11 protein-coding genes are annotated in these 12,246 nt (G+C 61.5%); 7 read left to right on the top strand and 4 right to left on the bottom strand.

Annotated elements, in window-relative coordinates; translation table 11 throughout:
- The first annotated feature begins 24 nt into the window (after positions 1–24).
- Both JYU29_RS14310 and JYU29_RS14305 read left to right on the top strand, forming a co-directional pair.
- The gene (locus JYU29_RS14310) at positions 25–795 is read left to right on the top strand and encodes an amino acid ABC transporter ATP-binding protein (RefSeq protein ID WP_213985475.1); all 771 of its coding nucleotides are present in this window, start codon (positions 25–27) and stop codon (positions 793–795) included.
- Positions 796–804: 9 nt separating this feature from the next.
- A complete protein-coding gene (locus tag JYU29_RS14305; protein ID WP_213985474.1) occupies positions 805–2,046 on the top strand; it encodes a cysteine desulfurase-like protein in 1,242 nt (413 codons plus the stop codon).
- Between the two features lie 152 nt (positions 2,047–2,198).
- Here JYU29_RS14305 and JYU29_RS14300 read toward each other — a convergent pair whose 3' ends face one another.
- The gene (locus JYU29_RS14300) at positions 2,199–2,990 is read right to left on the bottom strand and encodes a cyclase family protein (RefSeq protein WP_213985473.1); all 792 of its coding nucleotides are present in this window, start codon (positions 2,988–2,990) and stop codon (positions 2,199–2,201) included.
- A 290-nt stretch (positions 2,991–3,280) separates the two neighbouring features.
- Between JYU29_RS14300 and JYU29_RS14295 the strand changes: the two genes are divergently transcribed.
- The 5 genes from JYU29_RS14295 to JYU29_RS14275 all read left to right on the top strand — a co-directional run bounded on the left by JYU29_RS14295 (position 3,281) and on the right by JYU29_RS14275 (position 8,609).
- Positions 3,281–5,440, top strand: a complete 2,160-nt coding sequence (locus tag JYU29_RS14295) for a thiamine pyrophosphate-dependent enzyme (RefSeq protein WP_213985472.1) — start codon at positions 3,281–3,283, stop codon at positions 5,438–5,440.
- Positions 5,440–7,071 (top strand): indolepyruvate oxidoreductase subunit beta family protein, encoded by a 1,632-nt coding sequence (locus tag JYU29_RS14290; RefSeq protein WP_213985601.1) that lies wholly within the window; start codon positions 5,440–5,442, stop codon positions 7,069–7,071. Before JYU29_RS14295 ends, JYU29_RS14290 begins: the two co-directional genes overlap by 1 nt.
- Positions 7,068–7,547: an acyl-CoA thioesterase gene (locus JYU29_RS14285; RefSeq protein WP_213985471.1), complete on the top strand. Its 480-nt coding sequence runs from the start codon at positions 7,068–7,070 to the stop codon at positions 7,545–7,547. Before JYU29_RS14290 ends, JYU29_RS14285 begins: the two co-directional genes overlap by 4 nt.
- Positions 7,548–7,636: 89 nt before the next feature.
- Entirely contained in the window at positions 7,637–8,122 is a 486-nt protein-coding gene (locus tag JYU29_RS14280) for a MarR family winged helix-turn-helix transcriptional regulator (RefSeq protein ID WP_213985470.1), read from the top strand.
- A complete protein-coding gene (locus JYU29_RS14275; RefSeq protein WP_250157451.1) occupies positions 8,109–8,609 on the top strand; it encodes a MarR family winged helix-turn-helix transcriptional regulator in 501 nt (166 codons plus the stop codon). Before JYU29_RS14280 ends, JYU29_RS14275 begins: the two co-directional genes overlap by 14 nt.
- Before the next feature lie 224 nt (positions 8,610–8,833).
- Here JYU29_RS14275 and JYU29_RS14270 read toward each other — a convergent pair whose 3' ends face one another.
- The 3 genes from JYU29_RS14270 to JYU29_RS14260 are packed head-to-tail and all read right to left on the bottom strand — an operon-like array spanning position 8,834 to position 12,229.
- Positions 8,834–10,012, bottom strand: coding sequence for a pyridoxal phosphate-dependent aminotransferase (locus tag JYU29_RS14270; protein WP_213985469.1), 1,179 nt, complete (start codon positions 10,010–10,012; stop codon positions 8,834–8,836).
- 49 nt (positions 10,013–10,061) lie between these two features.
- A complete protein-coding gene (locus JYU29_RS14265) occupies positions 10,062–10,949 on the bottom strand; it encodes an alpha/beta hydrolase (protein ID WP_213985468.1) in 888 nt (295 codons plus the stop codon).
- A 23-nt stretch (positions 10,950–10,972) separates the two neighbouring features.
- Entirely contained in the window at positions 10,973–12,229 is a 1,257-nt protein-coding gene (locus JYU29_RS14260) for an ABC transporter substrate-binding protein (protein ID WP_213985467.1), read from the bottom strand.
- Between the last annotated feature and the right edge of the window lie 17 nt (positions 12,230–12,246).

Below are 12,246 nucleotides of genomic sequence, written 5' to 3'. Positions count from 1 at the left end.
GGCTCGCTCCCTATCGAGGCCCTCATGACGTCTGCTCACCCGCACAAAATCGACTTCAACGGCGTTCCGGCGGTCAGCATGACGGGGATCAACAAGTGGTACGGTGCCTACCAGGCGTTGCGCGACATCGATATTCATGTCTCCTATGGAGAACGCATCGTCTTGTGCGGACCTTCGGGGTCCGGCAAGTCCACGCTGATCCGCACCATCAATCAGCTGGAAACTCATGTCAGCGGCACGCTGATCGTCAACGGCATCGAACTGACGCCGGGCATGAAAAAGCTCGACGAGGTGCGCCAGGACGTCGGCATGGTGTTCCAGCACTTCAACCTTTTCCCCCATCTCACCATCCTCGAAAATTGCACGGTCTCGCCGATCTCGGTGCGCAAGGTGCCGAAGCGGGAAGCGGAAGACCGGGCCATGCACTATCTTGAGCGCGTCAAGATCGCCGAACACGCCAACAAGTACCCGTTCCAGCTTTCCGGTGGACAGCAGCAGCGCGCGGCCATTTCGCGTTCCCTTTGCATGAAGCCGAAGATCATGCTGTTCGACGAGCCGACCTCGGCGCTCGACCCCGAAATGGTCCGCGAAGTGCTGGATACGATGATCGGGCTCGCCGATGAAGGTATGACCATGGTGGTGGTGACCCATGAGATGGGCTTTGCGCGCGAAGTGGCCGACCGCGTGATCTTCATGGATCAAGGGCAGATCAAGGAAGTCGCGCCGCCGGAGGCCTTCTTCGCCAGTCCGCAGGAACCGCGCGCCCGCGCCTTCCTCAACCAGATCATGCACTAGGCCGCTTCAATGAACACCTCGCCGGCCGTCTTTCCGCTCGATCATGTGCGGGCGCAATTTCCTGCGCTGGCGCAATCCGGCTCGACCATCTTTTTCGACAACGCAGCCGGCGCACAGGTGCCGCAAGGAGTGTTCGACGCGATCCACATCCATCTCCTGCAGCACAACGTGCAGCGCGGCGGGCGTTATCGCCAGAGCGTGGCTGTGGATCAGTCGGTCGCCGACGCGCGCGAAACCGTTGCGCTCTTTCTCAACGCCGCTCATCCGTCGGAAGTCTCGTTCGGCATGAATGCGACGTCGTTTATTCGCCTGGTCAGCCTCGGCATCGGTCAGATGCTCGGCACCCGCAACGAAATCATCGTCACCGATCTCGACCACGACGCCAACATTGCCACATGGCTCGCCTTGGAGCCGCTCGGCGCGCGCATCGTGTGGTGGCGCATGCGCCCTGATGGCAGGCTCCATCTCGACGATCTTCGTCCGCTGCTGAACAGCCGCACCCGACTGGTGGCATTTACCCGCGCTTCCCATGCCCTCGGCACGCTGGTCGACATCCGCGACATCGCCGATGCCGCGCATCAGGCCGGCGCCGAAGTGTTCGTGGATTGCGTTCATTTTGGCCCGCATGGTTTGATCGACGTGCAGGCCTGGGATTGCGACTATCTCGTTTGCTCCGGCTACAAGACGTTCTCGCCGCATATGGGCTTCATGTGGGGCAAGCTCGACAAGCTGCGCGCGCTGCCGACCTTCCGCGAAGACTTCATCCCGAACGAACCGCCGTTCAAGATCGAGGTCGGCACCTTCGTTTACGAGAACGTGGCCGGCATGGCGGCGGCCATCCGCTATCTCGAAACGCTTGGGCAGCAATTCGTGTCCGAAACAGCCTCGCGGCGCGATGCCCTCGTTGCCGCGATGAACGCGATCCAGGCTTACGAGCAGGACCTGTCGGCCCGCAGCCTCGACGTGCTGCACCGCCACGGCGCCACCATCTACGGCATCGCCGATCCCGCCTGCACGATGGAGCGTGTACCGACGATCTGCTTCAACCTGCCCGGCCACGCGCCCGGTGCGATTGCCCAGGCGCTGGCCGACAGGGACGTCGCGGTGCGTGACGGCCACATGTTTGCGCCCCGCCTGATGGCCCGCCTCGGCCTTGCCATGTCCAGCGGTGCCTTGCGCATTTCGCTGGTTCACTACAACTCAGCCGATGAGATCGCGCGCTTCGACGCGGCCATTACCGATATCCTTTAGCAAACGGGCACGCCGTTCCCTGCCCGATCGCCTGCAGGTTCCATGACCCGCTTTGCCCGCCGCATCACGCACACCTCGCCGAAGAGATCGGAAGCGGCAACAACGCTGTTGCTGCTGCCTCCGATGGTGATGTGATCGGCGGTTACGCCCGATCAGGCCTTTGAAACAAGCGCCAGAGCACGCACCGGGCTGCCGGTGCCCTGTACGATCTTCAGGGGCGCAACGATCAGGATCGCGCCCTTTGCCGGCAGCTTGTCGAGGTTCACGAGGCTCGCCAGACCATACCGGTTGTTCTTGTGCAGGAGGTTGTGCGCCGGGAATGGCGGCTCGAATCCGCCGGCAGCGCCCGCATCCGTGCCGATGCACTGCGTTCCCCAGCCGATCGCGCCCTTTTCCAGGATATACTGGATGCAGTCGGGTGATGGTCCGGGCGAATGTGGTCCGTTTTCATCGGCGTTGAGGAAGGCGTCCTCCGACTCGTTGCGCTTGTCCCAATCGGTGCGCATCACCACCCACTCACCCGGCTTGATCTCGCCATTGGCGGCTTCCCAGGCCTTTACGCCTTCGGCGGTCAGGAGGAAATCGGGGTTTTCGGCGGTCTGCTGCGAGCAGTCGATGACGTTTACCGGCGCAACGAAGTTCTTCACCGGGATCGTGTCGGTGAAACCGTCGGAAAAGTCCTTGCCCGTGATCCAGTGATGCGGCGCATCGAAATGTGTGCCGGAATGTTCTCCGACCTTGAGCCAGTTCCAGGCCCAGAACGGACCGTCCTGATCATATTCCGAGATGCGGTGGATCTCGATCTTGGGGGTATCCTTGGCAAGCTCGGGCGGCAGCTTCAGGAGCGGCGTGTTCGGTCCGAGTGGTGCCGTCAGGTCGACCACCTCTACCCCTCCGCTTACCAGCAATTCCGTCAGTTGGCCGAGCGCGTTTGCAGCAGTCATAAAGAAACTCCCTTCGATCAAGCAGATGTGCCAGCGCCACGACAGCGGTTCATGAGGAGGCGGACAGGCTGTTCCCGGGAGAAAGACTAGACGTAAAAATATGCGTATGCAAACATCTCTTCAGGGGTGATCGGCGATCGGCATGACGGCAAATCACGCGGTGTTTCCCAGGCATCATTTCGCTGTCTTTGCCGACGTTCTGATCAGCTCTCGAACTGGCAGATTGACGCGGTTCACCGCTAAATCTATGCTAAAGCATATTTCTCTGGCTGGTTTACCAGGAGTGTTCGATGGCTGAACGGTCATTTGCGCGAGAAGTCGAGGATCTCAGGCTCGGCGACGGTGAGGAATTTCGTGGTGAAGGTATTCTGGCCATCACCAAGGCGCTGCTGCAATCCGGCGTGTCGTATGTCGGCGGCTACCAGGGTTCGCCTATTTCCCACCTGATGGACGTTCTGGCCGATGCCAAGGATGTGCTCGACGAGCTTGGCGTCAACTTCCAGAGTTCGGCCAACGAAGCCACGGCGGCCGCCATGCTGTCGGCCTCGGTGATGTATCCCTTGCGCGGTGCTGTCGCCTGGAAATCCACAGTAGGCACCAATGTGGCGTCGGATGCGCTTGCCAACCTGGCTTCAGGTGGCGTGACCGGCGGCGCGATGGTGATCGTGGGTGAAGACTACGGCGAAGGCTCCTCCATCATGCAGGAGCGCACCCACGCCTTTGCTATGAAGTCGCAGATGTGGCTGCTCGATCCGCGCCCCGACCATACCTGCATCGTCGACATGATCGAAAAAGGTTTCCAGCTCTCGGAAGCGTCGAACACGCCGGTGATGCTGGAAGTGCGCGTGCGCTCCTGCCACATGCATGGCTCGTTCATCGCCAAGGATAACGTCAAGCCGTCCTTCACGCTGCAGGACGCGCTGAACAACCCGAAGCGCGATCTGAGCCGCATCGTTCTGCCGCCGGCCGCTTACGTCCAGGAACAGGAGAAGATCAAGGTCCGCATGCCGGCCGCGATCGACTTCATCCACGAGCACAAGCTCAACGAGTATTTCGGGCCGCAGGAGAATGCAAAGACAGGCATCGTGATCCAGGGCGGCATGTACAACAACGTGATTCGCGCGCTGCAATATCTCGGCCTGTCGGACGCCTATGGCACGTTGAAGCTGCCGATCTACTGCATGAACGTGACCTATCCCGTGATCGACACGGAAGTGGCGGAGTTCTGCCGAGGCAAGGATGCCGTTCTGATGGTGGAAGAAGGCCAGCCGGAATATCTCGAACAGGCGATCAACACGGTTCTGCGCCGCCGAGACATCAACACCAAAGTGGCGGGCAAGGATGTGCTGCCGATGGGCGGCGATTACACCGCGCAGGTTCTGATGGAAGGCATCCAGGCCTTCCTGGAACAGCACGACCCGATGATCCTCGGCAATCGCCCGCCGGTGCCCGATGCGCGGCCCGTACTCGACCTGCCGGAAGTGAAGCGCCTGCGCGACGTCGTTCCGCCGCGCCCGCCGGGCCTTTGCACCGGCTGCCCCGAACGACCGATCTTCGCATCCATGAAACTGGTGGAAGAAGAACTCGGCGAGCACCACGTGTCGGCGGATATCGGCTGCCACCTGTTTTCCATCCTGCCGCCTTTCAACATCGGCGCCACCACGATGGGCTTTGGACTCGGGCCGGCTTCCACTTCGGCCTTCAACGTCAAGGGCGCCAAGAAGTCGATCGCCATCATGGGCGATGGCGGTTTTTGGCATAATGGCCTGACGTCCGGCATCGGCAACGCCGTGTTCAACAAGCATGACGGCGTGTTCATTATCGTCGACAACTTCTATTCCTCGGCCACCGGCGGGCAGGACATCCCGTCTTCGCGCGCATGGAACAAGAACCGGCAAACCAACAATTCCATTACCAAGGCGGTGGAAGGCATCGGCGTCAACTGGGTGCGCCAGATCGACCGCACCTATGACGTCACCAAGATGCGCGACACGCTGCGCGAAGCGCTGACCTCCACCGAAGAAGGCCCCAAGGTGATCGTGGCGTCTTCGGAATGCATGCTGAACAAGCAGCGCCGTGTGAAGCCTCTGGTCAACAAGGCGATCAAGGGGGGCGAGCGCGTCGTCAAGGAGCGCTATGGCGTCGACGAGGACGTGTGCACGGGCGATCACGCCTGCATGCGGCTTTCGGGCTGTCCGTCGCTTTCGGTAAAGGTACTCGACGATCCCTTGCGCGACGATCCGGTGGCGGCAATCGACAACACCTGCGTGGCTTGCGGCAATTGCGGCGAAGTGGCGGAAGCGGCCGTGCTGTGCCCGTCCTTCTTCCGTGCGGACGTGATCCATAACCCGACCAAATGGGACCAGTTCAAGGCCAAATGGACGATGAAGGTCATCACCTATCTTCAGCGCCGCCGTGCGGGTCGCCGCGTACAGGTCGCCGTGGCATGATGAAGGACGACACGATCCACTTGCCGCTCGCAGCCGTTGGTCCGGCCACCGAGCGCCCGATCTCGATCGCTATCGTCGCCATGGGTGGTCAGGGCGGCGGCGTGCTTACCGACTGGATCGTCAAGCTCGCCGAAGATCAGAATTGGGTGGCGCAATCCACCTCCGTGCCGGGCGTCGCCCAGCGCACCGGCGCCACGATCTATTATGTCGAGATGATGCCGCCGCTCGATGGGCGCAAGCCGATCCTGGCCCAGATGCCCACACCGGGCGACGTGGATGTGGTGATCGCATCCGAATTCATGGAAGCCGGCCGCTCTATCCTGCGCGGCATCGTGACCCCAAAACGCACGACGCTGATTGCGTCCAACCACCGCTCCTTGTCGGTGACCGAAAAGATTGCGCCCGGCGAAGGAATCGCCGACAATTCCGCCGTAACCGGCGCCATCGGCGTGGTGGCAAAACGCGAGATCGTCTTCAACATGGAAGAGCTCGCCGTGCGCAATGGCAGCGTGATTTCGTCCGCCATGTTCGGCGCGCTCGCCGCATCGGGCGCCCTGCCCTTTGCAAGGGAAGCCTATCTCGACATCATCCGCAAAAGCGGCAAGGGCGTTGAAGGCAGCATCCGCACCTTCGAGGCCGCCATGCGGCATGTCGAGCCGGATGACACGGAGGGAGGTCCGGCCGCGACAGAACTGCCGGCACAAGCCGCGCCTTCATCGGAAATGGCCGCCGCTTCGCCGCCCAATCTCGGACCTTCCGCGCCTATCGAAACGCCGGCGGAATCGTCTTTCGATGGCGATCCGCGCTTGAAGCCATTGCTGGCGCGTATCCAAAGCCTGCCGGTGGAAGCACGCGCAATGGCGGATGCCGGCCTGCGCAAGGTGGTGGACTATCAGGACGTGGCCTATGGCGCGGAATATCTCGATCTGCTCGACGGCCTGGCGCGCGACGATGCTGCCGCCGGCGGCGGCGCGCATGCGTTCGCCTTCACCACCAACGCCGCAAAATACCTCGCCAACGCCATGTGCTACGACGACGTGATCCGCGTCGCCGACCTCAAGACCCGCATGCAGCGGCGTGACCGCATCGAAAAGGACATGGGGCTGCGCGACGGTCAGGTCATGCAAACCACCGAATTCATGCATCCGCGCATGGAAGAGGTGAACGGCCTGCTGCCCGCCGGTCTCGGCCGCTGGATCGAAGCGCGGCCGAAGCTCTTCGCATGGCTCGACAAGCGCGTGTCCAAAGGTCGGCGCGTCAAAACCTATTCGCTGCCCTGGTTCGCCGCACTCTACATTATGGGCGGCATGCGCTTCCTGCGCCGCCGTTCGCTGCGCCATCAGGGCGAGGTCGCCCATCGCGACCAGTGGCTGGCCACCGCGCAGCGGCTGCTTAACCAGAACTATGCGCTCGCCGTCGAAGTGCTGCAGTTCCAGCGTCTGGTGAAGGGCTATTCCGATACCCATGCACGGGGCATGTCCAAGTTCGACAAGGTCATGTCCACCGTCACGCTTCTGGAAACGCGCGATGATGCGGCAGATTGGGCGCGCCGTTTGCGCGACGCAGCGGTCAAGGACGGCTCCGAGAAACAGCTCGACGGCACCATCGCAACCATCAGAACCTTCGTATGACCACGGGTTCACAGACGTCCAGCGTCGACAAGCCGATGCCGCTCGATCGCTCAGCCCTGAAGCCTGGTTTGTGGTCGACGGCAATCAAGATCCGCTTCGGTCATTGCGACCCTGCGGGCATCGTTTACACGCCCAGATTCTTCGACATCTTCAACGTGGCCATCGAAGAATGGTACAATGCGCGACTTGGGATCAGCTATTACGACCTGATTGGACCGCGCCGCACCGGCCTTGGCTATGTCAACGCCCATGCCGACTTCTTCCAGCCGGCGTGCATGGGCGACACGCTGGAGATCGCGGTTGATCTGGAGCGCGTTGGCACATCGTCCTTTGCGCTGCAGCTTCATGCCTTCAACGGCGAAGCGGAAGCCTTGCGCGGTCGCTTCACGGTGGTGACCACCGATCTTACCACGCACCGCTCCAAGCCCATTCCCGACGATCTGCGCGTTGCCTTGCTTGATTATGCCAAATCGTGAATAGGTTTGCGGCAATCTGAGCAGCCTTTGTGCACCGGAAGAACCAGGTGCGGCGGCGGCTAAGGGGGGGTGCAGCAAACGAGGGTCCAGTGCCGGATATCGCCGAAACGGAAGCGGACCCCGAGCGCCGCAAGGTGGAAACGCGCATCTGGCTGCAGATCCTGTCGCTGGAAAGCACCGTATTCTCGCGGCTCAACAGCGCTTTGAGTGCTCATCACGGCTTGTCGGTGGCAAAGTTCGAGTTCCTGGCGCAGGTCGAGCGCTATCCCGACGGCATCAGCCTTGGACAGATCTCCGCCAATCTGAAAGTCACGAGCGGCAATGTGTCGGGTCTGGTGCGGCGTTTGCTCGCCGACGGGCTGATCACCAAGACAATGTCGCAGGACGACCGGCGATCCTTCATCGTTCGCTTTACACCGGAAGGAAAGGCGGCGTTCGACGAGGCCAATCGCCTGCACGCGCAAAAGCTCGCAAACTGCTTCGCCGGTGCGCCGATGAGCGAGCTGCAGGCCTCGCTCGGGGCGCTGCGGGCGCTTTCGGTCCGCATCCAGGGAAACGCAGATGACCAGACCTGAAAAGGCCATGCACAAACGTGTGCCCGAGGGAGAAAGCGGCATCGACCACGCGCCGGTCGATCTTGATGATTACCTGCCTTATCTCCTGAATCGGCTCGCCAATCGCTGGAACCTCGACCAGAACCGCGATCTGAGCGCGTTCAACATCAACAACACGGTCCTGCGCACTTTATCGGTTCTGCATGTCCATAAAACGCTGACGGTGAACGAGATCGCCGCTTATGCGGTCGTGGAGCAATCCAATGCCAGCCGCACAATCGAAACGATGGTGACGGCGGGGCTTGTGGAGCGCCAGATCGCCGCCAGCGACCTGCGCCGGCGCGAAGTGGCCCTGACGCGCGAAGGCGAAGCGCTGTTGCAGCAGGTATGGCCCACCATCGCGCGCAATCACGACCGCCTGGTGGACGGTATTCCGGACGCAGACATGCAGGCCTGCCTGCGCACGATCCGCGCCATGATCCGCAACATCGGCGGGGACGCGGTCTGATCCGTGTCAGGAAACAAACAGGTCAGGACTGCTGATCATCCTGACGTCACGGCCATCGCAATCTTCCGGCAGCTGCGTTTGCGTTGAGATTGCCAGCGTCGATTGCAGTTCCTGCGAAGGCAGCTGTGCTCAGAGGTCCCGGATCTGCAGGCCGGGAACCGACGCCACACGGCGGCGGCAAGGCACTTCAGATGCCCGTGCGAGCATACCGCACAAAGCATGGATCATGAGTGCGGCTGCTGCGGGAGATTGTTAAAGAATCGGGTCATGCGGTCCATGGCCAAGGTCAGCTTCTCCGTGGTTTCCGAACCGAAGCAAACCCGCAGGTGACCTTCGCCACCCTTCCCATAGAACGTGCCCGCCTCGACCACGACTTGTGCCTCGTTCAAAAGCGCGTCTGCCGCCTGTTGCGCTGAAAGGCCGGTGCCTGAGATGTCGGGAAAGGCGTAGATCGTTCCTTGGGGCAGTTCGCAGGTGACGCCGGGCATCTGATTCAACCGCGACACGACGAGATCGCGCTTCATGCGATCGTCGTCGACCATGTCCCCCAGCACCTCGGGCGGCGCGGTGATCGCGGCCAGGGCGCCATGCTGGATGAAGGTGTTCACATGGGTGACCTCCGTTGCATGCAGCTTCACCAAGGAGCCGATCAGCGACTTGTCCGCCGCAAGCCAGCCGATGCGCCAGCCGTCCATGGCAAAGGCCTTGGTAAACGCGAACATGGTGATGGTGCGCGCGCGCATCCCCGGCAGGGAGGCGATCGAAATATGCTGCGTGCCGTCGAAGGTGATGCGTTCGTAAACCTCATCGCAGATCACCGCCAGATCGTATTTCTGTGCGAGTTCGGCCACAGCGGTCAGTTCTTCGCGGCTGTAGCAGCGGCCCGTCGGGTTCGACGGATTGACCAGCGTGATCACCCGGGTTCGCGGCGTGATCTTCTCTTCGATAAGCTCCTTGACCAGCGTGAACCCCGGACCGGTGCTGGCGATCACCGCCTTGGCACCCGCCATTTCGATCTTGCCGAGATGCTGGGGATAATAGGGGTCGAGCAGGATTGCCTCATCGCCTTCATCCAGCAGCGCCATGAAGGCGATGAAGGACGCCTGCGTCAGGCCGTTGGTGACGATGATCTCGTCTGCAGTGAAATCCAGCGCATTCTGCTCGTGCATTTTCACGGCCAGAGCGTTGCGCAGTTCGGGGATGCCCTGGAAATGGGTGTAATGGACATGCCCGGCACGCATCGCGGACACGGTCGCTTCCTTGATCAAATCCGGCGTGTCGTGGATCGGCATGCCGAGTTCCAGATGGATGAGATCTGGGCGTGGTCCCAGTGCGGCAGCCTTGGCGAACATGCCATAGCTCTTTGCGGAGGTCTGGGTCAGCCGGCGGGCAAGTCGAAGCATCAGAGTTCCTTGGAGATAGATCAGGTCTTTGGTGAGTGCTGCGGTGCGATCAGACCGCCAGCCCCATCAAGGCGCGAACGCGCCGGTTGAAGGAATGGTCGGGCACGGCCAGCGCTTCGGTTAAAACGGAGACATGGTTGGTGCCCGGCACGTGCAAGGCCTCTGAAGGCTGCCCCGCGCGTGTGCAAAGATCAGCAAAGGCGTCGGTCTGGCGCAGGAACTCGGTCGTCTCGTCTGCGCCAACCGCAACCAGCATGGGCACCACCGAACGGTAACGGCGCGTCAAAGGGCTGAAGTCTGCAACCTCGCTTGCAGTCAGCGTCAGGCTGTCGTCCTGAAAAGAGCGCGTTACCGGCTCCAGATCGTAGATGCCGCTGATCGGCACTGCTGCAGCAATAGGTATCCCGGCCCCTTGAGCGCTGGATCCGCAGGAATGTGGCGCGTCGGCGCAGGCGAGTTCGGCAACGAGGTGACCGCCGGCCGAGTTGCCGCAGATCGTGATCCTGTTGGGATCACCGCCATAGTCCGCGACATTTGCATGGGTCCAATGCAAAGCGCGCGCGCAGGAAGCCAGAACGTCAGCAAGCCGCACGTCCGGCATGAGAGGATAATCGATCACCACCAGCATGGCGCCGAAGGGAACGAAGCCATCGGCCAGGAAGCTGAACAGATCAGCATCCAGCGACCGCCAGAAGCCGCCGTGGATGAAAAAGAGAACCGGTGCGCCGCCGACTGATGATTGTGCTGAATCTGCCGGGAACAGATTGAGTGTTTCGCCCTGTTTCGGCCCGTAGCGGAGGGCATGATGAACGGGCCAACGGTTCAAGGCGGACTGTGCCGCCTCTGCCCTCCGTTGAAACAAAAGCGGGAGATCGGACACACCGTCCAGGCTGAACTGGACGTCCATGTCTCGCAGGCGCGGAGCTTTGCCTGTCATGTCCGATCCCCCCTTTCCTTGAGTTACTTTTCGATGGCCGCAGTGGCCGCATCGACGCGCGGGATGTCCCAGGTGTCGATCGTGGTCAGCTTGCCGTCCTTGACGCCCCAGATCAGGTAGGGACCATTGACGTCGCCATTGGCATCGAAGGTGATCGGGCCCGTTGCGCCGACATAGGTGAACGGCTTGTTTTCAGCCACCAATTGTTTGGCGCGGGTGAAGCCTTCGACACCTGGCAGGATCACCTCGCCCTCACCACCCGTGACGGTGCGGATGTTATCCGCGATGGCTCGACCGTTTGGTTTACCGGCCTTTTCCATGGCCAGGAGTGCAACCGCCGTCGCGTCATACATTGTATGGAGGCCAGGACCGTTTGGAGCCGAACCGAAGCGCTTTTCCCAAGCTGCATCGAAGCTGCTGACGCTTTCGCCGGAAATCTGCGCATTGTCGATGCCAACAGCATCAACGAGGATATCCGCGCCTACTGCATGAACGAATTCGTCAGCGCGCATCGCGTTCGACAGATAAAGCTTCGAAGATCCGCCGAAGGAGATCCATTCACGCGCCACCGTCGCTCCGTCTGCCGGGAACGCCACGAGGAACATCGCCTCTGGCTCACCCTGCAGCGCGGCATTCACTTCGACGCGGTAGGATGGCTGCTGCTCGTTATAGGCGATCATCTGGCTCACAGTGCCGCCGAGCTTTTCGAACGCTTCCTTGAAGTCGCGGGCGAGACCCACGCCGTAATCGGAGTTTACATAGACGATCGCCATGGTCTTCAGCCCGGCTTCATGAGCCAGCGTGGCCATGACGATACCCTGCGGACGCGAGGTCGGCAGGGTGCGGAACCACAAGCCATCCGTGCCGCCTTCGGCCGCCAATTCGGTCAGCGACGGTGCCGATGAGCAGCAGGAAATCTGCGTGACCTTTGCCGGAACAGCAACCGACGTCAGAATCGGCAGCGTCACTCCGGAGGCGATCGAACCCAGAATCACAGGAGAACCATCGATCTCGACCAGTGACTTGGCGGCATCAACGCCGACATTGGGCTGCCCCTGGTCGTCACGAAGGACATAACGCACCTTACAGCCGGCTGCGCCGCCTGCTTCATTGAACTGGTCGACCGCGAGCTGGCCAGCATCGCCGATCGCCTTGCCAATGGCGGCGTTGGGCCCGGTGAGCGAAAGAACGGACCCGAACGCGATCTCGCAATCCTGCGCCATGGCAGAACCGGTCATGGCGCCGAGTGCGCAGATGCTTGAAAGCAGAAGTTTCTTCATGTGTGATCCCATTGATT

The sequence above is a fragment of the Tianweitania aestuarii genome (assembly GCF_018457165.1).
Classification (GTDB): Bacteria; Pseudomonadota; Alphaproteobacteria; order Rhizobiales; family Rhizobiaceae; genus Tianweitania; species Tianweitania aestuarii.
Note: the sequence above shows the minus strand (reverse complement) of the source record. Positions and strands in the feature narration are given on the sequence as shown.